The 24,300-nt window shown below is 40.9% G+C and carries 28 protein-coding genes and 2 pseudogenes; 10 read left to right on the top strand and 20 right to left on the bottom strand.

Annotation, left to right across the window (positions count from 1 at the left end):
- Window positions 1-190: 190 nt before the first annotated feature.
- Window positions 191-937 carry a YebC/PmpR family DNA-binding transcriptional regulator gene (locus tag FJG96_RS01505; RefSeq protein WP_005774608.1) on the bottom strand — a complete coding sequence of 249 codons (747 nt, stop codon included), beginning with the start codon at window positions 935-937 and terminating at the stop codon, window positions 191-193.
- 382 nt (window positions 938-1,319) lie between these two features.
- On the opposite strand from FJG96_RS01505, the gene FJG96_RS01500 reads away from it, so the two are divergent.
- From FJG96_RS01500 to glmM, 6 genes are all read left to right on the top strand, one after another.
- Window positions 1,320-2,015, top strand: coding sequence for a DUF1013 domain-containing protein (locus FJG96_RS01500; protein WP_139412447.1), 696 nt, complete (start codon window positions 1,320-1,322; stop codon window positions 2,013-2,015).
- 194 nt (window positions 2,016-2,209) lie between these two features.
- The gene (pal, locus tag FJG96_RS01495; RefSeq protein ID WP_139412446.1) at window positions 2,210-2,731 is read left to right on the top strand and encodes a peptidoglycan-associated lipoprotein Pal; all 522 of its coding nucleotides are present in this window, start codon (window positions 2,210-2,212) and stop codon (window positions 2,729-2,731) included.
- A 53-nt stretch (window positions 2,732-2,784) separates the two neighbouring features.
- Window positions 2,785-4,398 carry a tol-pal system YbgF family protein gene (locus FJG96_RS01490; protein ID WP_139412445.1) on the top strand — a complete coding sequence of 538 codons (1,614 nt, stop codon included), beginning with the start codon at window positions 2,785-2,787 and terminating at the stop codon, window positions 4,396-4,398.
- An 18-nt stretch (window positions 4,399-4,416) separates the two neighbouring features.
- The gene (gene tilS / locus FJG96_RS01485; protein WP_139412444.1) at window positions 4,417-5,904 is read left to right on the top strand and encodes a tRNA lysidine(34) synthetase TilS; all 1,488 of its coding nucleotides are present in this window, start codon (window positions 4,417-4,419) and stop codon (window positions 5,902-5,904) included.
- A gap of 114 nt (window positions 5,905-6,018) precedes the next feature.
- Window positions 6,019-8,199, top strand: a complete 2,181-nt coding sequence (ftsH, locus tag FJG96_RS01480) for an ATP-dependent zinc metalloprotease FtsH (protein ID WP_139412443.1) — start codon at window positions 6,019-6,021, stop codon at window positions 8,197-8,199.
- A gap of 906 nt (window positions 8,200-9,105) precedes the next feature.
- The gene (gene glmM / locus FJG96_RS01475) at window positions 9,106-10,464 is read left to right on the top strand and encodes a phosphoglucosamine mutase (protein ID WP_139412442.1); all 1,359 of its coding nucleotides are present in this window, start codon (window positions 9,106-9,108) and stop codon (window positions 10,462-10,464) included.
- A 431-nt stretch (window positions 10,465-10,895) separates the two neighbouring features.
- Here glmM and FJG96_RS01470 read toward each other — a convergent pair whose 3' ends face one another.
- A complete protein-coding gene (locus FJG96_RS01470; protein WP_139412441.1) occupies window positions 10,896-11,252 on the bottom strand; it encodes a helix-turn-helix domain-containing protein in 357 nt (118 codons plus the stop codon).
- An 876-nt stretch (window positions 11,253-12,128) separates the two neighbouring features.
- Between FJG96_RS01470 and FJG96_RS01465 the strand changes: the two genes are divergently transcribed.
- From FJG96_RS01465 to FJG96_RS01450, 4 genes are all read left to right on the top strand, one after another.
- Window positions 12,129-12,503 carry a hypothetical protein gene (locus FJG96_RS01465; RefSeq protein WP_139412440.1) on the top strand — a complete coding sequence of 125 codons (375 nt, stop codon included), beginning with the start codon at window positions 12,129-12,131 and terminating at the stop codon, window positions 12,501-12,503.
- Window positions 12,504-12,765: 262 nt separating this feature from the next.
- Window positions 12,766-13,014 (top strand): HigA family addiction module antitoxin, encoded by a 249-nt coding sequence (locus FJG96_RS01460; protein ID WP_139412439.1) that lies wholly within the window; start codon window positions 12,766-12,768, stop codon window positions 13,012-13,014.
- A gap of 195 nt (window positions 13,015-13,209) precedes the next feature.
- Window positions 13,210-13,398: an antitoxin VbhA family protein gene (locus tag FJG96_RS01455; protein WP_139412438.1), complete on the top strand. Its 189-nt coding sequence runs from the start codon at window positions 13,210-13,212 to the stop codon at window positions 13,396-13,398.
- Window positions 13,385-13,978, top strand: coding sequence for a Fic/DOC family protein (locus FJG96_RS01450; RefSeq protein WP_139412437.1), 594 nt, complete (start codon window positions 13,385-13,387; stop codon window positions 13,976-13,978). The genes FJG96_RS01455 and FJG96_RS01450 overlap by 14 nt, the downstream gene beginning before the upstream one ends.
- Here FJG96_RS01450 and FJG96_RS01445 read toward each other — a convergent pair.
- The 18 genes and pseudogenes from FJG96_RS01445 to FJG96_RS01345 form a co-directional block, all read right to left on the bottom strand.
- A pseudogene (locus tag FJG96_RS01445) lies at window positions 13,975-14,232 on the bottom strand (type IV secretion system protein); the annotation flags it as partial. The gene FJG96_RS01450 and the pseudogene FJG96_RS01445 sit on opposite strands and share 4 nt — an antisense overlap.
- A 46-nt stretch (window positions 14,233-14,278) precedes the next feature.
- A complete protein-coding gene (locus FJG96_RS01440; protein WP_139412436.1) occupies window positions 14,279-14,701 on the bottom strand; it encodes an EexN family lipoprotein in 423 nt (140 codons plus the stop codon).
- 277 nt (window positions 14,702-14,978) lie between these two features.
- Complete coding sequence (locus FJG96_RS01430; RefSeq protein WP_139412434.1) at window positions 14,979-15,278, bottom strand: EexN family lipoprotein; 300 nt, start codon at window positions 15,276-15,278, stop codon at window positions 14,979-14,981.
- A 323-nt stretch (window positions 15,279-15,601) separates the two neighbouring features.
- Window positions 15,602-15,886 (bottom strand): EexN family lipoprotein, encoded by a 285-nt coding sequence (locus FJG96_RS01420; protein ID WP_139412432.1) that lies wholly within the window; start codon window positions 15,884-15,886, stop codon window positions 15,602-15,604.
- A 150-nt stretch (window positions 15,887-16,036) separates the two neighbouring features.
- Window positions 16,037-17,089 carry a P-type DNA transfer ATPase VirB11 gene (gene virB11 / locus FJG96_RS01415; protein WP_139412431.1) on the bottom strand — a complete coding sequence of 351 codons (1,053 nt, stop codon included), beginning with the start codon at window positions 17,087-17,089 and terminating at the stop codon, window positions 16,037-16,039.
- Between the two features lie 65 nt (window positions 17,090-17,154).
- Window positions 17,155-18,342, bottom strand: a complete 1,188-nt coding sequence (virB10, locus tag FJG96_RS01410) for a type IV secretion system protein VirB10 (protein WP_139412430.1) — start codon at window positions 18,340-18,342, stop codon at window positions 17,155-17,157.
- Between the two features lie 40 nt (window positions 18,343-18,382).
- Window positions 18,383-19,234 (bottom strand): P-type conjugative transfer protein VirB9, encoded by an 852-nt coding sequence (gene virB9, locus FJG96_RS01405; RefSeq protein WP_078674220.1) that lies wholly within the window; start codon window positions 19,232-19,234, stop codon window positions 18,383-18,385.
- 2 nt (window positions 19,235-19,236) lie between these two features.
- Window positions 19,237-19,908 (bottom strand): VirB8 family type IV secretion system protein, encoded by a 672-nt coding sequence (locus tag FJG96_RS01400; RefSeq protein WP_078674219.1) that lies wholly within the window; start codon window positions 19,906-19,908, stop codon window positions 19,237-19,239.
- Window positions 19,905-20,189: a type IV secretion protein VblB7 gene (locus FJG96_RS01395; RefSeq protein WP_139412429.1), complete on the bottom strand. Its 285-nt coding sequence runs from the start codon at window positions 20,187-20,189 to the stop codon at window positions 19,905-19,907. Before FJG96_RS01395 ends, FJG96_RS01400 begins: the two co-directional genes overlap by 4 nt.
- Before the next feature lie 7 nt (window positions 20,190-20,196).
- Window positions 20,197-21,123 (bottom strand): TrbL/VirB6 family protein, encoded by a 927-nt coding sequence (locus tag FJG96_RS01390; RefSeq protein ID WP_139412428.1) that lies wholly within the window; start codon window positions 21,121-21,123, stop codon window positions 20,197-20,199.
- Window positions 21,124-21,149: 26 nt separating this feature from the next.
- A complete protein-coding gene (locus FJG96_RS01385; protein ID WP_139412427.1) occupies window positions 21,150-21,524 on the bottom strand; it encodes an EexN family lipoprotein in 375 nt (124 codons plus the stop codon).
- A gap of 59 nt (window positions 21,525-21,583) precedes the next feature.
- Window positions 21,584-21,793, bottom strand: coding sequence for a hypothetical protein (locus tag FJG96_RS01380; protein ID WP_139412426.1), 210 nt, complete (start codon window positions 21,791-21,793; stop codon window positions 21,584-21,586).
- A 36-nt stretch (window positions 21,794-21,829) separates the two neighbouring features.
- Entirely contained in the window at window positions 21,830-22,243 is a 414-nt protein-coding gene (locus FJG96_RS01375) for an EexN family lipoprotein (protein WP_139412425.1), read from the bottom strand.
- Window positions 22,244-22,302: 59 nt separating this feature from the next.
- The gene (locus FJG96_RS01370) at window positions 22,303-22,512 is read right to left on the bottom strand and encodes a hypothetical protein (RefSeq protein ID WP_139412424.1); all 210 of its coding nucleotides are present in this window, start codon (window positions 22,510-22,512) and stop codon (window positions 22,303-22,305) included.
- Between the two features lie 26 nt (window positions 22,513-22,538).
- Window positions 22,539-22,943 (bottom strand): EexN family lipoprotein, encoded by a 405-nt coding sequence (locus FJG96_RS01365; protein WP_139412423.1) that lies wholly within the window; start codon window positions 22,941-22,943, stop codon window positions 22,539-22,541.
- A 380-nt stretch (window positions 22,944-23,323) separates the two neighbouring features.
- A pseudogene (locus tag FJG96_RS01355) lies at window positions 23,324-23,539 on the bottom strand (EexN family lipoprotein); the annotation flags it as partial.
- Between the two features lie 38 nt (window positions 23,540-23,577).
- Window positions 23,578-23,913: an EexN family lipoprotein gene (locus FJG96_RS01350; RefSeq protein WP_139412420.1), complete on the bottom strand. Its 336-nt coding sequence runs from the start codon at window positions 23,911-23,913 to the stop codon at window positions 23,578-23,580.
- A 2-nt stretch (window positions 23,914-23,915) separates the two neighbouring features.
- Window positions 23,916-24,299, bottom strand: coding sequence for an EexN family lipoprotein (locus FJG96_RS01345; protein ID WP_139412419.1), 384 nt, complete (start codon window positions 24,297-24,299; stop codon window positions 23,916-23,918).
- Window position 24,300: the final 1 nt, after the last annotated feature.

The following is a 24,300-nucleotide window of genomic DNA, read 5'->3' as shown; positions in this document are numbered from 1 at the left end:
GTTTTCTTTTTCTGCGATCTGTTTTTTTTGGGCAATCGGTTCTATTTTTTGCACTTGATGGTATTTTTTGGGGGGCTACCAATGATTAACCCCGCTTTTTACGCGGGGCTTTTATATTTATAACCAAAGAGGCGAGGTGAAAGATGTTTTTTAGTCGCTCATTGGTGAAGAGAGGGGGCAATAATAGCCATTATACAGACAGTTTTGCCAAAATCTCATCGCTGACATCAAAATTAGCATAAACATTTTGCACATCATCATCTTCTTCTAAGGTTGAAATCAGTCGTAAAACGGATAAAGCTTTTTCTTCATCTATGGGTGCAAGGGTGGTGGCTTTCCAAATTGTTTTAATCGATTCTGCTTCACCAAGTTTTGCTTCAAGTGTTTTTGAAACTTCACCAATATCTTCAAATGCGCAGGTAATATGATGTCCGGTTTCTTCGGATTGTACATCTTCAGCACCGGCTTCAATAGCTGCATCCATGATGTTGTCTGCTGTTCCTGCTTCTGGTTTATAAATTATTTCTCCAATCCGATTAAACATGAAACTGACTGATCCCGTTTCCCCTAGGGCTCCACCTGATTTGGTGAAGGCGGCGCGCACGTTTGAAGCGGTGCGGTTACGGTTATCGGTTAAAGCTTCAACAATAACGGCAACACCACCTGGTCCATAACCTTCATAGCGTACTTCATCATAATTTTCGACATCGGTTCCTGAAGCTTTTTTAATCGCGCGTTCAATATTATCTTTCGGCATTGACTGTGCTTTGGCATTTTGAACAGCCAGCCTTAAACGTGGATTCATGGCTGGATCAGGGGCACCTTGTTTTGCTGCGACGGTAATTTCACGTGCAAGCTTAGAAAATATTTTCGAGCGCATTGCATCTTGACGCCCTTTACGGTGCATAATATTTTTAAATTGTGAATGGCCTGCCATAGTTTTCCTTCCTGTTTCAAGGGCTTCTTTCTGGGGTGGGTGTTTTTTAGAATGTAAGGCGATAAAATCACGCATCCCACCAGAATAAATGTGCCACAGCATGAGGTGAAATCATCAAATAAATCCTTTATAGGAAAATTCATCTTAAAGGTAAAGATACCTTCGTTGAGGATCATTCCAAGAGAGATCTCTTGTCGTTGAGCAAAAATCACGCTATAACAGAATATAATCTCATGGCAAAATGGTTTATTCCATGTCTCGCTTTATGGTAAAAGTGGGTGGAAAAGACGAACATATAAGAACATATAATGAAGAAGTTCCAGTGCTCTTGAGTGGGCGGTAACCTGCCTCATAGAAGAGGCGCAGAAGAGGATTTATAAAAATGGCAACGCAACTTTTGATGCCCAAAGCAACAGCTGTTTGGTTGGTTGATAATACAGCTCTTTCTTTTGAGCAGATTGCAGAATTTTGTAAATTGCATGTCTTGGAAGTAAAGGCTATTGCTGATGGTGAAGCAGCTTATGGTATTAAAGGTCTCAATCCGATTAATTCTGGGCAGTTGACGCGTAGTGAAATTGCGCGGGTGGAGGCGGATCAAAACGCACGCTTGAAAATTTCTCAATCAAGGGTGCACATTCCTGAAAAAAAACGTAAAGGAGCACGCTATATCCCTCTTTCTCGACGTCAAGATCGTCCCAATGGTATCTTATGGTTGGTCACAAACCATCCCGAGTTGAAAGATGCACAAATTGCAAGGTTGATTGGGACAACAAAAGCAACAATTGAACAAATCCGCCTTAGAACCCATTGGAATAGTGCTAATTTGTCTCCTCTTGATCCTGTAGGGCTTGGCTTGTGTTCGCAAATCGATTTAGACTTTGAACTCCAGCGTGCGGCAAAAAACCGCCCTGTTGCTGCAGAAGAAGATAGGTCATTGCTTCCCGCCTCTGTGACGGAAAACGCTGCTCTAGAGGAAAATGAAAGTGAAGACAATTCCCACAAAACTTTTGATGCTGATAAAGTTTTTGCAAAATTGAACGCGCTGCAAAAAAATCGTCAAGATCAAGAGGAAGCGTAAGCGGTAGGACGTACCAGAGCAATGTTTCTCAATTGATATCGAGATGTTAGAGGAATAGCTGGGGGGAAGAAAAATTGGCAGAGACTGAAAAATGATGACAAAAAAGACAAAAAAATTTCGTCTTCATTAGGAATTAGCAGTTATTCTTGAAAATATTTTTAAGAATTTACCCTTCTTTAAAGGAGAAACGAACTATGTGCTCTACCAAAAATACTCTCTCTCGTTCCTTAGCTATCCTCTTTCTTTTCTCCCTATGTTTGGGTGGGTGTGGCAAAAAAAATACCGGTGCATTTCATGGTATGAATGGCGCTTATATGAATGATGCTGGTTTAAATCAGGTGTTACCAGGTTCAGGACAAGAATTTACGGTTAATGTGGGTGATCGTGTGTTTTTTAGTCTCGATTCTTCTTCATTGGATGCAGATGCTGAACGTATTTTAACACGTCAAGCGGAATGGTTGCTTCATTATCCTTATTATTCTATTATGATCGAAGGTCATGCTGATGAGAGAGGAACACGTGAATATAACTTGGCACTTGGACAGCGTCGTGCTGTTGCTGTGCGAAATTATTTGGTATCTCTCGGTGTGTCTGCGCAACGGATTCAAACAATTTCTTACGGAAAAGAAAGACCTGTCGCGGTATGTGATGATATTTCCTGTTGGAATCAAAATCGACGTGCTGTGACAACGCTAAGTAATATGAACAGTTATTAAATGAGCAAATTGTTTGTTTCTACCATTCAATGAACTCTTAAGGGGAGAAAAGAATGTATCGTAAAATCAATTGGAAAACGATCTTTTATATGGCGGTTTTCATAGCTTGTTCTACTTCATTTGCTGAAAGTGCGGCTCGAAAGGCTTCAGAATATCCTGCACATGATACGGATAAAGTTGGCGCCGCTGATAAAGCCGCTTCCGATGTGGTGGAAAAAGCTTCAGATGCTGCTGATAAGGCTTCCGATGCGGTGAAGAAAGCCACGGATGCTGCTAGTAAAGCTGCTTCCGATGCGGTGGAAAAAGCTTCAGATGCTGCCGATAAGGCTTCCGATGCGGCGAAGAAAGCCACGGATACTGTTAATAAAGCTGCTTCCGGTGTAGTGGAAAAAGCTTCAGATGCTGCCGATAAGGCTTCCGATGCGGCGAAGAAAGCCACGGATACTGCTAATAAAGCTGCTTCCGGTATGGTGGAAAAAGCTTCAGATGCTGCCGATAAGGCTTCCGATGCGGTGAAGAAAGCCACGGATGCTGCTGATAAAGCTGCTTCCGGTGTCGTGGAAAAAGCTTCAGATGCCGCTGATAAGGCTTCCGATGCGGCGAAGAAAGCCACGGATACTGTTAATAAAGCTGCTTCTGGTGCGGTGGAAAAAGCTTCAGATGCTGCCGATAAGGCTTCCGATGTGGTGAAGAAAGCCACGGATGCTGCTGATAAAGCCGCTTCCGGTGTGGTGGAAAAAGCTTCAGATGCCGCTGATAAGGCTTCCGATGCAGCGAAGAAAGCCACGGATGCTGCTAATAAAGCTGCTTCCGGTGTGGTGGAAAAAGCTTCAGATGCCGCCGATAAGGCTTCCGATGTGGTGAAGAAAGCCACGGATGCTGCTGATAAAGCCGCTTCCGGTGTCGTGGAAAAAGCTTCTGACGCTGCTGATAAAGCTGCGGGTGTTTCAGTGCACCAAGGGATTATTTTAGAGAATCAGCAGGCTTTATTTAAAGATTATGATTTAGATAAGCTTTTACATAAGATACGGATGGTGCTTGAACATAACAATTTGAAGACTGTTAACAAGCAATTTCACCGGCTTTTTGATAAAAAAGATTCTTCTGTTTATTCTTGTTCCATTGAAAGTGCCGCTTTGGATGCAAAATCTCAGACTGTAAAAAAAGAGACGCTGCAGGAGCATGGCACAAGTGATCAGACAAAGGTTGCAGATGTGAAAGACAATCCTGCGAAGGAAACAGGCGATCATTTACAAAAAGCGCATGATGTAACGGCTCATATTAAAGCAGATCAGAGTGACACGCTTTCTTCTTCTAAAGCTTTGTATAAGGAAGGGTATGACTTTATCCGTTCTGCCAACTATGTTGAGGCTGAAAGGAGCTTTTGTGCTTTTCAAAATCGTTACAAAAAGGATCCTTTGAGTGATGATGCTTTATTTTGGTTGGCTGAATCTTTGTTGGGACAAAAACGCTATTATGAAGCAGCACAAGTTTATTTGTCCGCATGGTATGCCGATAAAAAGAAGCTCTATACATCCGAGATTTTGCTGAAATTAGCAAGAAGTATGGTCGCTCTTGAGAAAAATGAAAAGGATTGTGCTCTGTTTGCAAAAAACAAAAAACATCATCAAATGTTAGAGTCTGTGTTTTGTAAGTCTCTAAAATAAGCAGCGAGGTTATTTTCGGTGTGCGTTAGACTGGCAAGAAATCTCTTTAAAACATCGGATTTTATTCAATGTCGACGCGTGATTCTTGCCGTCTCAGGGGGAAGTGATTCTTTAGCTTTAATGTTTTTGGTTAAAGAATATTTGGACACGCTCTCTGTTCCCTCCGAAATAATTGCTATTACGGTTGATCACCAATTGCGTAAAGAGTCAGCGCGTGAAGCAGAAACCGTTGCGGAAATTTGTCGTGCCCATCACATTAAACATATTACTGTGCGGTGGGAAGGCAAAAAACCAAAGACGCATATTGCTTCTAGCGCTCGTATTGCGCGCTATAATCTCTTATTTCAGGAAGCACAAAAACAAGGTGCCTCCCTTATTATGACGGGCCATACACTCAATGATCAGGTTGAAACCTATCAAATGCGCTCTCAACGTCTTCAAAAGAGTAGGGGGGCTTTATGCGGTGAAGCTGGTGCTATGCATGATGGTGTTTCTGCAGGCAGTTTTGCCGGTGCATTGTGCGGTGAAGCTGGTGCTATGCGTGATGAAGATCATGCCAGAGAAACGAGAAAAAATATTGCCGAAAAAAACGATGGAGTCCTCTATGAGCGTGGTTTATCTTGTATTCCACGTGAAGCATTATTGCAGAGAAAAGTGCGTTTGATTCGGCCGCTTCTTGGCGTAAGGCGCCAAACATTGCGTAATTATTTACGCTTAAAAGGAAAAATGTGGATTGATGATCCCACAAACGAAGATCGCAATTTTGAACGCGTGCGGGTGCGTCAATCTCTTTCTTCGCAAAAGCTCACTGATATTGCTCAAAAAATAAATCAAGCCGCCTTGCAGCGTCGTCAACAAGCGCAAAATATTGCCGATTTAATTGTAGCGCTGGATATTACGGTTCAACATGGGCGTTGTTTCATCAAAAAGCCTGCGCCATTTTTACAAAAACATGCTTGTTTTCCTTTTGTTGTTGGGCTTTTTGCCGTGTTGATGGGGGGGGGATTTTATTTGCTCCCCCAAAAAAAATTAAGCACGCTTGTTCAAAAATTCTGTCTCCATTCTCCCGAAAAGCAGCGTTTTACGTATGCGGGCTGTGTGATTGAATATAACAGAGATGGCATTGCTTTATGGCGTGAAGGGCGCAATATGAAAGAGGCTCTGGTAGGGACAGAGGAAACGCTTATATGGGATGGGCGCTATCAGATTACCAATCATGGATCTGAGGCTATAAAGGTTGGAGCAGCTCATTTAGAACAGCTGAAATCTTTATTGCAAAACAACAATTTTGACCTTGAAAAGCCTCATTTTCCCTCTTTACAATCGCTGCTGATGATTTCAAATGATAGAGGGTGTGATATTCCTGAGTTGATTTCTCAAGCGATTATTCATAAAAATATTATCATCAAGCGGATTATGGCGCCTTTCGATTGGCTTTCCTCACGTGAAGATGCTGCGCTGGTGAATGTTTTGGAACCTTTTTTTAATCTTGAGGTGAAAAGATAAAGAAAAATAACGCTAAAAGAGAATAAACCGTCTCTCATCCCTTGGCAAGGGGCTGACAAGGTTATATGTTAAGGGGAACTGTTTGAAATCTATATTTGATTAAGTGGGCTGAATATGAATTCCAATTACCGCTCTCTCCTCATTTGGGGAGTTATTGCCTTGATTTTGATTATATCGTTTTCTATTTTTAATGGAGATAGTCAACGTTCTGGGGGTGGAGAAGTCTCCTATTCTGAATTTTTGCAAAAAGTTGAGAATAATGAGCTAAAATCGGTGACCATTCAAGGTCAAAAATTAACAGGACAAACTGTCGATCACAGAAATGTTTCAACTTTTGCACCACGCGATCCAGGTTTGATACAAAAATTGGAAAGCAAAAATGTCAATGTTAAAGCTATTCCTGAAAGTTCTGGAAATAGTATCTTCCTTAATCTCCTGTTTTCTTTATTGCCTGTTATTATTATCGTTGGGGCGTGGGTCTTTTTTATGCGACAAATGCAAAATGGATCACGCGGGGCAATGGGCTTTGGGAAATCAAAAGCAAGATTGCTTAATGAAGCGCAAGGACGTGTTACCTTTAAGGATGTTGCTGGCGTTGAAGAAGCAAAACAAGATCTACAAGAAATTGTTGAATTTTTACGTGAACCACAAAAATTTCAACGCTTAGGAGGGCGTATTCCTCGTGGTGTTTTGCTTGTTGGTCCTCCAGGAACCGGTAAAACGCTGTTAGCGCGCTCTGTTGCGGGTGAAGCCAATGTGCCATTCTTCACCATTTCAGGGTCTGATTTTGTTGAAATGTTTGTTGGTGTTGGGGCAAGCCGTGTGCGTGATATGTTCGAACAGGCTAAAAAGAATGCACCTTGTATTATCTTTATTGATGAAATTGATGCTGTTGGACGCCATCGGGGTGCTGGACTGGGTGGCGGAAATGATGAACGCGAGCAGACCTTGAATCAGTTGCTTGTTGAAATGGATGGATTTGAGCCCAATGAAAGTATTATTCTGATTGCTGCAACAAACCGCCCTGATGTGCTGGATCCTGCTTTATTGAGACCAGGACGTTTTGACCGACAAGTTGTGGTGCCAAATCCAGATGTTTCTGGACGGGAACAAATTTTGAAAGTGCATGTGCGCAATGTCCCTTTAGCTCCGAATGTTGATTTGAAAGTTTTGGCAAGGGGAACACCAGGATTTTCCGGTGCTGATTTGATGAATCTTGTCAATGAAGCTGCTCTTATGGCTGCAAGCCGTAATAAAAGAGTGGTGACCATGCAAGAATTCGAAGATGCAAAAGATAAGGTGATGATGGGGGCTGAACGTCGTTCAACCGCTATGACGCAAGAGGAAAAAGAACTCACGGCTTATCACGAAGCAGGGCATGCTATTGTGGCTCTTAATGTACCGGTTGCTGATCCTGTCCACAAAGCAACAATCGTTCCAAGGGGAAGGGCATTGGGAATGGTGATGCAATTGCCAGAAGGTGATCGCTATTCCATGAGTTATCGCTGGATGATTTCTCGTTTGGCTATCATGATGGGAGGACGTGTGGCTGAAGAGTTGAAATTTGGAAAGGAAAATATCACATCAGGGGCTTCTTCTGATATTGAGCAAGCAACGAAATTAGCACGTGCCATGATCACACGGTGGGGATTTTCTGATCTGCTTGGAAATGTCGCTTATGGCGATAACCAAGATGAAGTCTTTTTAGGTCATTCTGTGGCGCGAACACAAAATGTTTCTGAAGAAACAGCGCGCATGATTGATATGGAAGTGCGTAAGCTTATTGATGATGCCTATAAAAATGCCACCAATATTTTAAAAACAAAAAGAAAAGAATGGTTTGCTCTCGCTCAAGGCTTGTTGGAATATGAAACTTTAACGGGTGCTGAAATTAACGAAGTCATTGCAGGTAAGCCTCCTTCACGCACACAGAAAGATGAAAATGCTGCGCCGCGGACTTCCTCTGTTCCAAAAACTGGAACAGTAAAGGTAGAGACCTCTGTGGACGATGAAAAAGATGCTAAAACAGCGCCTAAAACAGTGACGCATAAAGTAGAAAACGTTAAAGGTGAGGCAGGCAAGGTAGAGGGCGCTGTTGGGAAAAAAACAGCAAAATCCAATGATACTAAGACCAAGGATACTGAGTCTAAAACTGAGTCTAAAAAAGTGCAATCGGGTGAAGCTGAGAAAAAAGCCCAAAACGCAAAAGGTTCCACAAAAACACTCAATCACTCTCAAAGTAAAAATAGTGCTGACAAAAAGCCCAATACTATGGGAGCTGATAAAGAAAAATAAGAGCCTTTTAATAACGCTTAAGTGGCTATGTTTTGGAAAAATTTCTAAATTCCTTGAAAAAGGCGCAAGCAAGGCTTTGCGCCTTTAATGTAATATTAAAATATGGAAGCAAAAAATTAAGCAAATCCGTTTATTATGACAGCTTTAGCAAGGGGATAAGGTGGTCTGTTCTCTTGCAGCATTGGTAGAGTGCGATGGATTGTGAGGTTTGAGAATGAATTGGCTTGCAGGTTTTCTCAAGGGTGCGAGGTGAGGCGATAGGGGTGCTTTGCGGTTTTGGTCCGAGGGTTTTGAGGGTTGATGATGAATTGGCTCGTGGGTTTGTTCAAGAGCGCGAGGTGAGACGGGTGCTTTGCGGTTTTGGTCCGAGGGTTGTGAGGTTTGAGAATGAATTGGCTTGTGGGTTTGTTCAAGAGTGCGAGGTGAGGTGAGACGGGTGCTTTGCGATTTTGGTCCGAGGGTTGTGAGGCTTGATGATGAATTGGCTCGTGGGTTTTCTCAAGGGTGCGAGGTGAGGCGATAGGGGTGCTTTGCGGTTTTGGTCCGAGGGTTGTGAGGTTTGATGATGAATTGGCTTGCAGGTTTTCTCAAGGGTAGCGAGATGAGACGATGGATTGGTTTGCGATTTTGGCAGAATGTGAGACTATCCTTTGCGTGTCTTCAAGGATGTGTAAAGCCTGTTTAGAAAATAATATTGCTTGATGTGTGCAGAGGAGAAACATTATTGGTTGAGCATGGTTTAGATGCGTCAATGGTGAAGAGGGGTTTTAATGCTCTAAAAAGATGAGGGGCAAGCCCTATGGTCTCGTTGAGAGGGTAACGGGTATAGAGTAAAGGACTATTATACCAAGGGGGCTGTTAGGGTGTTCAAGAAAAGCCAAGGGAAGAAGGATAAAGGAAAGAGGCATGGTGCAAAAATATTTTGGGACAGATGGGATTCGGGGGAAAGCCAATTCATTTCCTATGACACCTGATTTTGCCATGAAGGTAGGGATGGCTGTAGGGGTTTTATTCCGTTCACACCATCAATCGCGTCGTGTGGTGATTGGTAAGGATACACGATTATCTGGCTATATGTTGGAAAATGCTTTGGTTTCAGGATTGACTGCTGCGGGGATGGAAGTTTTTTTATTGGGGCCTGTTCCGACACCTGCTGTTGCCATGCTTTGCCGTTCGTTGCGCGCGGATCTTGGTGTGATGATTTCGGCTTCTCATAATCCTTTCTATGATAATGGCATTAAACTTTTTGGTCCTGATGGTTTTAAACTTTCAGATGATATGGAAGCAAAAATTGAACAATTGATCGATACAGATCTGTCAAAATCTTTAGCAAGTTCTGCTGAAATTGGTTACGTAAAACGGGTCGAGGGGGATATTTATCGGTATATTGAATATGCCAAACGAACTTTGCCTCGTGATGTTCGCTTAGATGCTGTGCGTATTGTGGTGGATTGTGCCAATGGCGCTGCTTATAAAGCCGCCCCCCGAGCTTTATGGGAGTTGGGAGCTGAGGTTTTTGCTATTCATGATGAACCCAATGGCACCAATATTAATCAAAAATGTGGCTCAACAGATTTAAGCTCTTTAAAACGAAAAGTGCATGAAGTGCGTGCTGATGTGGGGATTGCTCTTGATGGAGATGGCGATCGTGTGCTCATTGTTGATGAAAAAGCACAAACAGTTGATGGGGATCAGTTGATTGCTGTGATTGCTGAAAATTGGTATAAAATGGGACGGTTACGGTGCAATGGGGTTGTTACAACAATTATGTCTAATCTGGGACTGGAGCGGTTTTTGAACAGCAAAGGATTGGATCTTATTAGAACAAAAGTTGGAGATCGTTATGTTGTCGATGCCATGCGCCAAAAGGGATATAATGTTGGAGGAGAAGCGTCAGGGCATATTGTGCTCAGTGACTTTGGGACAACGGGCGATGGGTTGGTGGCAGCCTTGCAGATTTTAGCTTGTATGAAGGAAAGTCAAAGCCCTATGAGCCAATTGTGTAAACGCTTTGAACCTGTTCCGCAAATTTTAAAAAATGTAACGATTAAAGATAAAAATGTCTTGAAAAAAAATCCCGTCAAAGCGGCCATTAATCAAGCAGAAAAGCGGTTGGGAAAAGAGGCGCGATTGGTTATTCGTGCTTCTGGAACCGAGCCGGTTATTCGCCTTATGGCGGAAGGGGATGCACGAGACGTGTTGGATACGGTCGTGACAGAGTTGATGGATGTGATCACTCAGCATGATGCGCTTATGGGAGCTTGAGCTTTAAGGCATCTTGAGTTTTTTAAAGGTAAGTGATCAGGTCATCTTTTGAAAAAAAACAAAAGGAAGATAGGCAATGATTTACTGGAGGAATGCGTCATGTCAGAGTCAGAGAAGCGGGTGATTTTTGGTGATGTTGTGATAAGAAGTTACCACCTCGTAATTTAGTGAAGACAATTTTCTCACCTAGTTTAACATCAAGGTGCTTTGGTAAATCGTGCTGTAGTAAATACGGCTTCAGCGTAATTTATCCTTTCGCTGTAACAGTTAATACAGACATAGAAAAATGCTCTTACTATCAATGTAGCTAGTGGATATATATAAAAGTAATATAAAAATAAATTACCCTTGAGTGTAAGACAATTAATGTGAGCTATGGCACGTTGATAGTCATCTGTAACGTGGATTATGTTATTTTTCAAAGCTGTTTTCTATTCGGCAATTAAGGACAAAATTGCTTTCTGTTTTTTAGGTTTGAGTTGTCTAAAACTTTTTACAAGGAAATATTCTTCTTTACTGTAAATTTCTGTATCAAAAGGGGATGAGATATTTCTTTTTTTTGAAATATCTTTATAAAAAAAGGAGATATCGACTTCCAGTATGTCGGCGATTTCCTGCAAACGTCCAGCTCCTATGCGGTTTGTAGCTTTTTCATATTTTTGGATTTGTTGGAAGGTTATTCCTAGGAGGTCTCCTAATTGTTTTTGAGACATTTTTAACATTTCTCTTCTGAAGCGAATTTTTTTGCCTACAGAAACGTCATTAAAATGTTGATTTTTTGTTTGCACTTCAAGCCCCCTCCGGTTGCGAGCGCCCTCGCATTGGTATTCCGGGAGTAGTGAAGTACTGAGTTTTCATCAGCATTTTGCTTTTAGTGCTATTGCACTTGGACATAACAAAATCTCCCGGAATCCGGGAACACTCACATAGTGAGTTAATTTTTTGAAAACTTAGGGTTCACTATCCCTTAGTGATTATTGCGTAGATAACCAATAACTCTTATTGATAAGATAATCTTGGAAGATTAGCAAGAAAAATAGTTTTTTTACTTATAAACTTTGTTTTTTAATGAGAGGCTACCACCTCTCAAGCTCTTGTGTACGCTCACCAAAATCATGATATCCGATCCGCGTTTAATGAGAGGACTAACAAGCCTTAGGTTTTAAGGTCAAGGAAACCCCTTTGGGGCGCCTAACGGCGTCCTTGACCTAAAACCATAGCGGCTTGCTTTGTCCTTCTCACGCGGCTCCGAAATCATGATAAGAAGGAGAGCTTGTTGGGGCATATAAGTTAAAAAAACAAATAAAAATTATAAGGTATTTTATGCTCTATATATTTGAAAATATTATAAAAAAACATCAAAAAAAGATAATAAAATAGTTGAAAATAAATGGGGATTTTGTTATATAAATAATCAAGTGATCAAAACACTTAAGTCGTGAGCGGATAGATTACGAAACAATCTTTCTCTGCTTTTTAAAAACTGACTGTCTTTTATTATTTAGGGAAAGGCTTGCCCATAGAGTCTATGAAGAGAACCGCATGAGTGGTCAGCAGTAGGTCCCCGCTGAAAGAACCTAACTGTTCACAGATCGGCGCTGGGTGGAATCCCCGTCCTTTGAGGTGAGGGGTGGAGGTCAAAGATAAAAATATGGGAGGGGCTGATGGATACTCTATCTACTAACCAACTAAATAAAAAAGAGAAAAATTCAGTTTCTAAAATTCTTAGAGTGTTTTCTATCGTTCGTAAAATCTTATCTACCATATTGAAAATATGCCTTTTTTTTCTTTTTCTTTTCCTTTTATTTATTCGTAAACCGGTTATTATTTTGACAGAGTTTATAGTAGGGGGGAGTTTATTAGTGTTATTCATTTTTTTTACTGGATATGTGGCGGGTGCGGCTCCCTATGAACACCAAACAGCAATGGTCATTGGTTATATAGTTTTTATATTTCTAGGTTTAGCTGTCAATTGGGGGTATGATACGCTCCTATTGCGTTTAGCACCACCTAATTATGATTTTATGCTTTTCAAATAACGAGTGGAGTAAAGATAATGAAATTTTTTCTTATTATGCTCAAAAACTGAAGCTATTTTAGGGGCTCTTGAAGAGATGTATCGCCAAAAGATTTAAAGTTATGTGTCCTTTTGATTCCATCTGCTAAAAGGTGATTTCAAAGATTATGGGTCAATGATTGTCAATGAAAATTGACGTGTGGATATTTTGCTTTGATGGCATATTTAATGGTGTAGATGCCTCAATGGTGGATTATCTAGATATCACTAAAGAGATCTAAGCAATGATGAAGAATCTTTCACATCCTGGTGAGTTATTGCGTGAAGATGTGATCAAAGAACTTGGTTTATCGATTAATGAAGCAGCAGAGTGGCTTGGTGTATCTTGTGGAACACTTTCTAGAGTTTTAAATGGAAAAGACGCTATGAGTGCTAATCTTGCTATTAGGCTTGAAATGGCTGGTGTAAGCACAGCACGAGCTTGGCTTGCACTGCAAACAAATTATGATTTATCAAAAGCAATTCTTAAATAATAGTCTCATGATAAAGATTGCATAAAAGAGTTTTAAACGGCTGTTAAATTTTTTTAACAGAGATATTGGGAAGAGCAAAATAACGCGAGTAGTGCGTATAAAATTAAAAGATATGACACGGTAAAGCAAGGAATAAAATCTTGTGTCTGTAGCCTATTCGAGCCATAATGAACTATAAGCAAGGGAGGATTTTATATGTTGAGTGAAAAGGAAATTAAACAACGTCGCTTTGCTGCTGAAAATGCATTAGCAAGCCAACGTTTAGAGGGGTTAGAGCCAGATCCAAAAGTCGTTGAGCAAATGGAGCGTGTTATTATTGGAGAGCTTGAAATAAGTGATATTATCAAAGATTATATAGAGCGGGTAAAACGTGGAGACGTATAAGGGGAGTGGTGATCCTTATACTGATCCTAAAACTGGTGTGATGTATAACCGGTTTGAAATTCAGGATAAAAGCGTACTGGAGCGTGTAGAATCCACTTTCGCTTATGTAAGGTCTTTTGAGCTTATGCGTGCTGCTACGGGTGGTAAGTTTGATCTCAATCATATGAAAGAGATCCATAGAAAACTATTTGGTGACGTCTATGAATGGGCAGGAAAGATCCGTTCAATAGATATTACTAAAGGTGGTTGTTTATTTGCTTATCATCATCAGATTGAAAACTACGCACCGAAGATTACACAGCAGCTTGCCAAAGAACAATATCTGCGTGGTCTTGATGCGGATGAATTCAGCCAGAGAGCTGGATATTACATGGGTGAAATAAATGCGTTGCATCCCTTTCGAGAGGGAAATGGACGCACCCAACGTGAATTTATGGGGCAACTTGCTCGTGAAGCTGGTTATAATATCGACTGGAAGGGTATCACGCGAGAGGAAATGACAAAGGCATCAATTGAGGCACTTTATGGTACTTCTGAATTACTGTCTGAGCTTATTCGTAAGAACCTCAATCTCTTATAAGCAGCGGTATTTGTGGTGCATACAACAATGATGCCAAGTTTGAAGGCTGTCGCTATAAACTCCCATAAGGGCGTGGAAGAGCGCCCATAGATGATATTGTAGCCCATAAATGCAATATAGATTGTACAAGACGCTTTAAGCGGAGCACTTAACCCCGACGAAAGATGTTTGATAGTGTTATTCATTATTTCTTCAAGAGTCTTCGTTACAAAGCTATTCATATCAGTAAATACGGTTATATTTTCAAATGCTATTGCACGTCCATTCTATTCAATGTTTGCAAATATGATCATTTCTGATTTAATTATTATCTTGTTGTTGTTTAGCTTTAGCGTGCTCTTCTGCTTCTCTTTCGGCTCGTTCTTTTGCTTTTTCTTCAGCTTCTTTTTTTTCCATTTCAGCTTTTCTTTTTTCAAAATCAATTTTCCATTTTTCATGTTCTGCTTTTAATTCGGCATCAAATCTTTCCATTTTTTTGCGATATTCTTCTTTCGCTTCACGTGCCCTTTCTTCCGCTTTTGCTTCATATTCTTTCTGAAGTTCTAAAGCTGCTAATCTTAGGTTTTCACAATTTTTTGAAGTTCCTGTGAATCCACATCTTGCTCCCCATTCGTCCATCAACTTTGGATTTTTTTTAAATTCAGCGACGCTATAGGTTTTTTCACAACCAGCAGCGATGAGTCCTGTGCCAAGTAGCAATGTTATTATGAGAACTTTATTCATCAATATTTCCCCTTTTTCCTTTCAGTTTTTATAACCAGTGATGATAAATCTAGAGCAGCGATATAATGCTACCGTAAATGGAGTATAGGATGCATGTAAGTGTTTAGCTTGAGCAGCTAAAGTGTAGTAGTGATATGTGAGGGTGCTGTCCGTTACCTCTGTAAGAGGCTCCATCAACATATTGTCTATAGTGGTAAATACATCATACGCTGCCATTGTTTTCTTCCCCTCGTATCATATGGGGATCGCGTTCCATGCGAAGTCGAGTTTTTGTACTTTAATTACTGTTCTCTTTCTTTTCAGATTGCTCTTCTGTTTTTTTCTTATCGTCATTTTTACGATATTCATTTAGATAGTTTTGAAAGGATTCTTTACCAAGTTCGTCTATTGCTTTTCCTAAGTTTTCACAATTTTGAGGAGATTCTGTTTCAGAAGGTTTTTTCCACATACATTTAGATATCCACTCATCGCGTAAATTTTTATCTTTTTTAAATTCAGCGACGCTATAGGTTTTTTCACAGCCAGCAGCGATGAGTCCTGTGCCAAGTAGCAATGCGGTGATAATGGCTTTGTTCATTGTTATTTCCCCTTCTTCCTTTCAGTTTTACAAGGTTTGAGCACAATTTTTAAATTATGCTCGGTTATCGGTTTTTATAACCAGTGATGATAAATCTAGAGCAGCGACATAATGCTACCGTAAATGGAGTATAGGATGCATGTAAGTGTTTAGCTTGAGCAGCTAAAGTGCAGTAGTGATATGTGAGGGTGCTGTCCGTTACCTCTGTAAGAGGCTCCGTCAACATATTGTCTATAGTGGTAAATACATCATACGCTGCCATTGTTTTCTTCCCCTCGTATCATATGGGGATCGCGTTCCATGCGAAGTCGAATTTTTATGCTTTAATTACTGTTTTCTTTCTTTTCAGATTGTTCTTGCGCTTTTTTCTTATCGTCATTTTTATGAAATTGTTTTAGATAGTCATCAATACTTTCATCCTGAAGTTCTATTGCTGCTTCTTTTAAGTTTTTACAATTTTGTGAAGTTCCAGTCCATCCACATTTACGTAGCCACTCATCGCGTAAATTTTTATCTTTTTTAAATTCAGCGACGCTATAGGTTTTTTCACAGCCAGCAGCGATGAGTCCTGTGCCAAGTAGCAATGCGGTGATAATGGCTTTGTTCATTGATATTTCCCCTTCTTTCTCTCAGTTTTTATAACCAGTGATGATAAATCTAGAGCGCAGATATAATGTTGTGAGAGATATTTTTTCCTATAGTTTAGTTGCTTTTCAGCTTCATTTTTTTCATGTTTATTGACTTGACTTTGCGTTTTTTTAAAAAGCATCACGGCGCTTGAAGGGGTCGTAGTAAATTTCTGTGACACGAAATTTGCCTTCAAGGCGTTTGCATTGGATGATGACGTCTATCATGGAAATTAATAAGCCGCGGATATCTTCTCTTGCTAAATTACCGCCACCCTCACTTTCTTTGACAAGAAGGGTCATTTGTTCAAAGGCGGAAAGGGCTGTGGAGGCATGAACTGTGGTGATGGAGCCTGGGTGACCAGAGTTGACATTGCGGATATAGTAAAAGGCTGTGCCATCACGCAGCTCTTGTAGGAGAATGCGGTCGGGGCGCATGCGCAAGCCCGATTCAAGGAGTTCTTTTGCGCCAGCTTTTGCTAAGCCTTGGTTGTCTTTTGAGTAAAAAAGTTGCACTTTGTTTGAATGGGGAACAACCAGTTCTGGTGTGTCTTCAATGGTGAGAATGCGTTCGTATTCGGGGATTTTGGCAATTAAAGCTTTGGAGAGAGTGGTCTTTCCAGAGCCGGTTTTGCCAGATATCAAGATGTTTTGTTGGGTGATAACGGCGCGTTCTAAAAACTTACAAAAATCTTTGGCGATAAAGAGGTCTATTAGTTCTTGTTCTGTGTCAGAAAGTTCACCTGCTCGCTTTTTCATTTGTTCAAGGGGGGTGAAACTGACGTTTCTTGCCACAGAAAACAGTTGGTTTTCGTGTAAACTTTCAAGGGAAAAAGTGCGTGATGAAGGTTTGCGGATTGTCATGCTGATGGTATTGGGGGAAACAGCGGGGGGCATGACAATTTGTATGCGTTCATTATTGGGGAGTGTTGCGGAGAGAACAGGGTTTTCTACACTGATTTTTTGTGTTGTGTAGGCAGCAACAACTTTTGCAATGCCTTCTAGCTCGCTGTAGGTTAGTTCTTCTCTCGTGTGGGTTTGCCAACCACCTGGACCTTCGACAATCACTTCACCAGGGCGATTGACGACAATTTCAAATAAATTTTCATTATTGAGGAAGTCATCTAAGATTTTTAATTTTGTTAAAACGATGGAGGCTCGTTCTGCATTTTTTGCTGTTGGCATGATGTGACTTTAATTACTTTATGTGTTTTATGGGGTTTATATATTTTTATTGATTGTGAGCGTGACTAATGAAAAAAGGAATAGCCTGGGGTCGAGTGGGAGTAAGTGCTGTTCCTTTTGTGGGTGAGCGTTAGTTTATAGACAGATGAAAAGTCGAGATCTCTTGCGACGAAAATATTGACCAGTTCGCCTTGGAATTTTTCTAAGGTAGGGGGGATATTGATTTGGTTTTCAAGAGCGATACTTGCTGCATCTTTTCCCATGTTGTTTGCGCCTTCAAAGCCACCGCCTCCAGAGTTGTTTGCACCTGCTTTATTGGATTTTTTTTGCATTCTGTTGGTGAGGGTGGTTGTGGCGCTATCAATAACGGTGAGTAAAAGGGAAGAGCCAAAGCGTTCCCACCAATGGGTGTTGATGTTGCCATCAAAGCCGGCGCGCCCTAAACTGTCGGTTGCGGGTGAGGCAAGGGGGATGATGATCCCGTTTGGGGTTTTTGCTCTGGTCCAGAGGACGAAGAGACGGGATTGCCCTTGTTTGATGCCTCCGCGATATTCGCCAACCACTTGGGTTCCTTTATCAAGCAAAACAACGCGTCCATTGTCAGAGAGGATATCGCGGTTAATAATGCAGCTGGCAAAGCCTGGTTGGTCACTGTTTAAGGCGGTTTCTAAGATACAGGGGATAGAGGTTCCCATGGCGATGATAAAGTTTCTATTGCCGATGAGTTTTGCTTTTGTCTCTTCTGATGTGGTGGGTTTTAGGAGGGTTGCAAAATTTTGTGTGTTTTGAGCGGCAGGAGAATTTTGCATCTGAGTGAGATTTTCAAGGGCATTCAATTTCTCAAGGGGGTTGAAAGCACTGTTGACGACGTCTTTTAATTCAGATTTAGAGCCTTTGGCAAAAGCTAAGACAGGGGCACGTCTTGCGGCATCAAGTAAGGGGTCATCTTTTTTGGGTTCTGGTGCGAGTGGTTGTGGGGCGGGCAGGGTTATGGGTGCCATTTTTGCTTGCGGGGTGGAGGGGGCGAGCTCTAAAGGCGCGAGGGTGTTGCGAAAGCTTTGTGCTTGTTTTTTATGAGCTTTTGCGGTGTCTTTTTCCTTTTCTGAGGGAGATGAGAGAATGTTCCAGACCACGTAGGCGCAGACTCCTATACAGGCGATGGCAACAACTATTTTTTTGCCAAGGCTTTGTGAGGTATTGTTACGTTTATCGCCAATGGATCCTCGATCGCTGATAGTGGTTTTATCACTCATGTGTTGGTCCCCTTTGAATTCCCGCTTTATTTAAAGATGTTTAAAGATCTGATGCAATTTTACGTTCAACAGATGGTGAGGTTGTGCCGGTGTCTGGATTGATGCCTTTGGGTTGATAGGCTTCGTTAAAGATGCAGAGGACATTTCTTCCCTGTCTTAGGGTGAAGCGTGCGCTAATGGCATGGACAATAACCATGTTGCCTCTTGTGGTTTTGGGAACCAGCGATTCTGTTCCATCACTGCTTACAATGTAAATGGCAGGGATTTCTTGGTTGTCAGGAAAGGTAAAGGTTGTGGTTTTGCCATTGTCGTATACAGAGGAGGGTTCAAGGTTGCTTGAGCCTTGTGCGGTGTAAGCCCAATTGCGTGGTCCATAGGTTTCATAAGCATTGAAGACATTATCAATTTGCCTGGCTTGTTTTTTTTCTTGTCGCAGCAGGGCTGCAAGTCTTCTTTGTTCTGCTTCTTCTTGGGGGTAGCGAAATTTCACAAGGAAATAGGTTTCTTGTCCAGAGGAGATTTCGCCATCTTTGATGATTAGTTCAAATTGATAGGAGCGTTTTGAGCCATCAAGTTTTGTGGTGACGACTTGAAGGTTGGTGATGGGTTGGACTTCGCGCGCTTTGAGGAAGAGAATATTGCCAGCGGGGGCGACTTCCCATGCGACGCTGTTGCCAATGGCGACATGCGCAATTTCTTCATTGGCAGAAAATTCTATTTGGACCGATGAGCGGATGGAGCCAATAATTTTTGTGACATTATAAGCATCATAATTGATGAAGCGAATGCGGCTATCGCTCGGCGCGCGGGTGGGAAAAACACTGGCGTTACTCCAAGGTGTAGGAGAAAGGGCGAGGAAGCTTAGAATAAGAAAAAGGATTTTTTTTGTCATGATCAGTTGACCACTTCCGGATCAGTTCTATATTCATTAACAATAAACCCAAGAGGATTTATCAGACGATTTTGGACAGAGATAGGGGCGTTGATGTATTCGAAGGAGAGCGTTGCAACCCAATGAGTAATGAATTCTTTGTTGTTTTCATTGTCACGGATTGTTCTGTAGTAACGCACTTGAGCAACATCTTGATTGATGAAGGAGATTGATTTTATCGTTATTGTAACGGTGGCGTGTTTATAGAGAATTTGGGGGCTTTGTGGATTTCTTGCGCCGTACCAGCTGGCAAATCTTTCCTGTTCTTCAGGGGAAGAGAGGAGAGAGACAGTTTCGAAGTTGTGTTGTACTTCTTCTGTGGCAAAGCCTTCACGCGAGCGGACGTATTTTGCGGCAAAATAGCGTGTGATGGCTTCATCCACATTGGTGGGTCCTTCTTTTAAGGCTTCCACGACTTCTGTGATACCGGTTGAATTGTCCACACGGATGACAAAAGGCTCTACGGTTTTAAGCGGTGTGAGGGTGATGACCGCGAGTGAGGAGATGAGCGCGACGATAACGGATATCGCGGCAATCGTGAGGGAGGCGCGGGTTGTGCGTCGTGCTGCTAACATGCGATCTTGATCAAAAGAGCGCGCTTCAGCGATGTATTGTTCTACGTCTTTTTCTTTCATGCTTTTTGCCCGCAATTTTTGTAAGATCTTATTTCCTCATCCGTTAACTTTTGTGCCAGAAGCATTTCCAGCTTTCCCTCTTTTTTGGGTGAGGGGGTGGTGTTGTTACTGATGATGATGGGGGTGGGTGTTGGTTTTTTCCCTTCCCAATTCCACATGGATCGGTTGAGTGGACGTTTAGAATATCCATCACACTTTGGAAGTGACTTCAGTGTGTGTGATGAAGACATACAGCCACTGAGAAAGAGAAAAGGTAAAATAACCCCAATTTTTTTTAACATTTTCCTATTATCCTTTCCCAAACAGTTTCTTTGCTATTTGTTTCATAAATTTTTCTAACTTTTGAGCAGCTTTCCCAGCCGTTTTTACTGTGTCTGCTCCTAATTTTGTTGCTCCCGTAAGGGATGCTCCCCCAGAGGCTAAAGCGGATGCAATGTCAGGTAAATGGGAGAAAAGGTAAATCCCCCCAATACCAACAACCAAGAACTGAATTAAAGTAGTGAAGATATTGTCAACACCTCCTGAAAAAACTTTCATTGAAATGTTAACATATAAACCACCAAGCAGCACGACTAACACATATAAAATGACGAAGTTTGCAACTTGCCCTAACCATGCTTCTGTGAATTTTCTGGTTGAGGAAAACATATAGAGGCTTATGAAGAGTGGTCCGATTGATAGGACAAGAAACAAACCCAATTTAGCAAATAATGAAACAACAAAACCGACTAGACAAAAAAAGGTAGCAGCAACTAGGCAGATAAAACCAGCAATCCATGTCGCAATAAACATCCCCATTTGAGTCAGCCCTGTGTACTTGTTTGCGGCGTCCAAAACCTGTGCTCCAGCTTTGTTTATCATGTTATCCCATACATTTTGATCTACATGTGCTCCTTGGGTGACATTTGAAATGGCATTCGGCAGATCATGGAAAAATATACCACTGACCCACTCATTATAAAAAGCAGCGTTTGTGGCTAGTGAAACAACAATGCCGAGTTTAAAAGTTGTCACTATAAATTCCCATAAGGGCATGGAAGAGCGCCCATAGATGATATTGTAGCCCATAAATATAATGTAAATTGTACAAGACAGTTTAAGCGGAGCACTTAAAGACGATGCAAGATTACCAATGACATCATTCATTGTCTCTGTGAGGGGCTCCATCAACATATTGTCGATATAAGAAAATATGCCTTTGCTGTCTACTGCCATTTAAATGCTCCGCTCTTCATTATGTCTTAATTATTATTCTGTTGTTCCTCTTCCGCGCGTAGTTTTGCTCTTTCTTCAGCTAATCTTTTCTGATTCTTTTCTCTCATTTTTTTTACTCTGGCTCTCATTTCAGCTATATCTTCTTCTTCTCTTTTACGATTTTCTTCTGCAATTTTACGACTTCTTTCTGCTGCTTGTGCCTGACGTTCCTTATCAAGTTCTAAAAATGCTAACCGCATGTTTTCACAATTTTTTGAAGTCCCTGCAAATCCACATCTAGCATCCCACTCTAAGCGTAATTTTTCATCTTTTTTAAATTCAGCGACGCTATAGGTTTTTTCACAGCCAGCAGCGATGAGTCCTGTGCCAAGTAGCAATGTTGTTATGAGAACTTTATTCATCAATATTTCCCCTTTTTCCTTTCAGTTTTACAAGGTTTGAGCACAATTTTTAAATTATGCTAGGTTATCGGTTTTTTATAACCAGTGATGATAAATCTAGGGCAGTGACATAATGTTGCCATAAATGTAATATAAAATGCATGTAAGTGTTTAGCTTGAGCAGCTAAAGCGCAATAGCTATGTGCAGAGGTATTGTCTGTTGCCTCTGTAAGGGGATTCACCAACATATCATCTATATCAGTGAATATGCCTTTGCTGTCTATTGCCATTTAGATGCTCCACTCTTTATTTCTTATTTTTATAATTTAATTATTATCTTGTTTTCGCTTAGCTTCTCTTTTAGCACGTTCTCTTGCTTCTTGTTCTTCCTCAGCACGCTCTTTTGCTTCTTGTTCAGCTAATATTTTTTTAGTCTCTGCTTCCATTTTTTTAAGTCTGGCTCTCATTTTAGCCATATCTTCTTCATCTCTTTTGCGATTGTTCTCTTCCGCTTGACGCTCTCTTTCTGCTGCTTGTGCTTGACGTTCCTTATCAAGTTCTAAAAATGCTAACCGCATGTTTTCACAATTTTTTGAAGTTCCTGCAAATCCACATCTAGCATCCCACTCTAGGCGTAATTTTTCATCTTTTTTAAATTCAGCAACGCTATAGGTTTTTTCACAACCAGCAGCGATGAGTCCTGTGCAAAATAGCAATGTTGTTATGAGAACTTTATTCATCAATATTTCCCCTTTTTCCTTTCAGTTTTACAAGGTTTGAGCACAATTTTTAAATTATGCTAGGTTATCGGTTTTTTATAACCAGTGATGATAAATCTAGGGCAGTGACATAATGTTGCCATAAATCTATTGTACAGTCTGTAAGGTTCTTTAAGTTGAGCAGCTAAAGCGCAATAGCTATGTGCAGAGGTATTGTCTGTTGCCTCTGTAAGGGGCTCCATCAACATATCATCTATATCAGTAAAAACGCCTTTGGTTACTATTGCCATTTAGATGCTCCGCTCTTCATTGTGTCTTAATGGTTATTTTGTTGTTCTTCTGCTGCGCGTTCTTTTGCTCTTCGTTCTTCTTCCGCGCGCTCTTTTGCTTTTTGTTCAGCAAGGAATTTTTGATTCTCTTCTCTCATTTTTTTAATTCTGGCTCTCATTTCAGCTATATCTTTTTCATCTCTTTTGCGATTTTCTTCTGCAATTTTACGGCTTCTTTCTGCTTCTTTTGCCTGACGTTCTTTCTGAAGTTCTAAAAATGCTAACCGCATGTTTTCACAATTTTTTGAAGTTCCTGCAAATCCACATCTAGCATCCCACTCTAGGCGTAATTTTTCATCTTTTTTAAATTCAGCGACGCTATAGGTTTTTTCACAGCCAGCAGCGATGAGTCCTGTGCCAAGTAGCAATGTTGTTATGAGAACTTTATTCATCAATATTTCCCCTTTTTCCTTTCAGTTTTACAAGGTTTGAGCACAATTTTTAAATTATGCTAGGTTATCGGTTTTTTATAACCAGTGATGATAAATCTAGGGCAGAGACATAATCTTGCCATAAATCTATTGTACAATCTGTAAGGTTCTTTAAGTTGAGCTGCTAAAGCGCAATAGCTATGTGCAGAGGTATTGTCTGTTGCCTCTGTGAGGGGCCCCATCAACATATTGTCTATCTTAGTGAATATACCTTTGCTTTCTACTGCCATTGAGATGCTCCGCTCTTCGTTGTGTATTTTTATAATTTAATTATTATTTTGTTCTTTCGCTTTTTTTTCTTCATCAGCACGCTCTTTTATCCCAAATGTAGCGTTCCATATTTCTTTAGCTTTTGCCTGACGTTCTTTCTCAAGTTCTAAAAATGCTAACCGCATGTTTTCACAATTTTTTGAAGTTCCTGCAAATCCACATCTAGCATCCCACTCGAGGCGTAATTTTTCATCTTTTTTAAATTCAGCGACGCTATAGGTTTTTTCACAGCCAGCAGCGATGAGTCCTGTGCCAAGTAGCAATGTTGTTATGAGAACTTTATTCATCGATATTTCCCCTTCTTTTAATAATGTTATAATAATTTTTATGGATCAAAATTATTATCGCGTTTTTGTTGTGCTCTATTTTTTTCATACTCAGCGTTTCTTTTAGCTTCTTCTTCTTGTTGTTTTTTCTCCCATTCTTCTCTACGTTTACGATTTTCTTCGTCAATTTTTGCCCGACGTTCTTCATGAATTTGATGAGAGGCTAATCGTGCATTTTGGCAGTTTTTCGAATTTCCTGAAAATCCACATCTCACCGCCCATTCTTTAAGTAATTTTTCATCTTTTTTAAATTCTGCGACGCTATAGGTTTTTTCACAGCCAGCAGCCATAAGCCCTGTGCCAAGTAGCAATGCTGGTATGATGATCTTGTTCATGATTAGTGATTGTCCTGTTGTTGTTGTTCTGCGCGCTCTTTTGCTTCTTTTTCAGCTTTAGCTCGTTCTCTCGCTTCTCGTTCGGCTCTTCTTTTTATTCGCTCAGCGTCTTCTTTATCCCTAAGTTCCTTTAATTTTTTATCCAAGTCTTCTGCGGCTTTACGCTGTCTCTCTCCAGCTTTTTCTCGATATTCCTTATCAAGTTCAGCTACTGCTAATCTTAGGTTTTCACAATTTTTTGAGGTTCCTGCAAATCCACATCTAGCATCCCACTCGAAGCGTAAATTTTTATCTTTTTTAAATTCTGCGACGCTATAGGTTTTTTCACAGCCAGCAGCCATAAGCCCTGTGCAAAGCAGTAATGCTGGTATGATGATTTTATTCATG

This window comes from Bartonella mastomydis, assembly GCF_900185775.1.
GTDB classification, from domain to species: domain Bacteria; phylum Pseudomonadota; class Alphaproteobacteria; order Rhizobiales; family Rhizobiaceae; genus Bartonella; species Bartonella elizabethae.
The sequence above is the reverse complement of the archived record's forward strand: the minus strand, read 5'-3'. Positions and strand labels throughout refer to the sequence as shown.

Excerpts from the sequence above, each read along its gene's own strand:
- ftsH (WP_139412443.1), top strand. The coding sequence starts at position 6,019 with ATGAATTCCAATTACCGCTCTCTCCTCATTTGGGGAGTTATTGCCTTG.
- FJG96_RS01350 (WP_139412420.1), bottom strand. The coding sequence starts at position 23,913 with ATGAACAAGATCATCATACCAGCATTGCTACTTGGCACAGGGCTTATG.
- virB9 (WP_078674220.1), bottom strand. The coding sequence starts at position 19,234 with ATGACAAAAAAAATCCTTTTTCTTATTCTAAGCTTCCTCGCCCTTTCT.
- FJG96_RS01400 (WP_078674219.1), bottom strand. The coding sequence starts at position 19,908 with ATGAAAGAAAAAGACGTAGAACAATACATCGCTGAAGCGCGCTCTTTT.
- FJG96_RS01395 (WP_139412429.1), bottom strand. The coding sequence starts at position 20,189 with ATGTTAAAAAAAATTGGGGTTATTTTACCTTTTCTCTTTCTCAGTGGC.
- FJG96_RS01380 (WP_139412426.1), bottom strand. The coding sequence starts at position 21,793 with ATGGCAATAGACAGCAAAGGCATATTCACTGATATAGATGATATGTTG.
- FJG96_RS01375 (WP_139412425.1), bottom strand. The coding sequence starts at position 22,243 with ATGAATAAAGTTCTCATAACAACATTGCTATTTTGCACAGGACTCATC.
- FJG96_RS01440 (WP_139412436.1), bottom strand. The coding sequence starts at position 14,701 with ATGAATAAAGTTCTCATAATAACATTGCTACTTGGCACAGGACTCATC.
- FJG96_RS01390 (WP_139412428.1), bottom strand. The coding sequence starts at position 21,123 with ATGGCAGTAGACAGCAAAGGCATATTTTCTTATATCGACAATATGTTG.
- FJG96_RS01430 (WP_139412434.1), bottom strand. The coding sequence starts at position 15,278 with ATGAACAAAGCCATTATCACCGCATTGCTACTTGGCACAGGACTCATC.
- FJG96_RS01500 (WP_139412447.1), top strand. The coding sequence starts at position 1,320 with ATGGCAACGCAACTTTTGATGCCCAAAGCAACAGCTGTTTGGTTGGTT.
- FJG96_RS01490 (WP_139412445.1), top strand. The coding sequence starts at position 2,785 with ATGTATCGTAAAATCAATTGGAAAACGATCTTTTATATGGCGGTTTTC.
- FJG96_RS01505 (WP_005774608.1), bottom strand. The coding sequence starts at position 937 with ATGGCAGGCCATTCACAATTTAAAAATATTATGCACCGTAAAGGGCGT.
- FJG96_RS01370 (WP_139412424.1), bottom strand. The coding sequence starts at position 22,512 with ATGGCAATAGTAACCAAAGGCGTTTTTACTGATATAGATGATATGTTG.
- FJG96_RS01385 (WP_139412427.1), bottom strand. The coding sequence starts at position 21,524 with ATGAATAAAGTTCTCATAACAACATTGCTACTTGGCACAGGACTCATC.
- FJG96_RS01345 (WP_139412419.1), bottom strand. The coding sequence starts at position 24,299 with ATGAATAAAATCATCATACCAGCATTACTGCTTTGCACAGGGCTTATG.
- FJG96_RS01420 (WP_139412432.1), bottom strand. The coding sequence starts at position 15,886 with ATGAACAAAGCCATTATCACCGCATTGCTACTTGGCACAGGACTCATC.
- virB11 (WP_139412431.1), bottom strand. The coding sequence starts at position 17,089 with ATGCCAACAGCAAAAAATGCAGAACGAGCCTCCATCGTTTTAACAAAA.
- FJG96_RS01365 (WP_139412423.1), bottom strand. The coding sequence starts at position 22,943 with ATGAATAAAGTTCTCATAACAACATTGCTACTTGGCACAGGACTCATC.
- FJG96_RS01460 (WP_139412439.1), top strand. The coding sequence starts at position 12,766 with ATGATGAAGAATCTTTCACATCCTGGTGAGTTATTGCGTGAAGATGTG.
- pal (WP_139412446.1), top strand. The coding sequence starts at position 2,210 with ATGTGCTCTACCAAAAATACTCTCTCTCGTTCCTTAGCTATCCTCTTT.
- FJG96_RS01465 (WP_139412440.1), top strand. The coding sequence starts at position 12,129 with ATGGATACTCTATCTACTAACCAACTAAATAAAAAAGAGAAAAATTCA.
- virB10 (WP_139412430.1), bottom strand. The coding sequence starts at position 18,342 with ATGAGTGATAAAACCACTATCAGCGATCGAGGATCCATTGGCGATAAA.
- glmM (WP_139412442.1), top strand. The coding sequence starts at position 9,106 with ATGGTGCAAAAATATTTTGGGACAGATGGGATTCGGGGGAAAGCCAAT.
- FJG96_RS01455 (WP_139412438.1), top strand. The coding sequence starts at position 13,210 with ATGTTGAGTGAAAAGGAAATTAAACAACGTCGCTTTGCTGCTGAAAAT.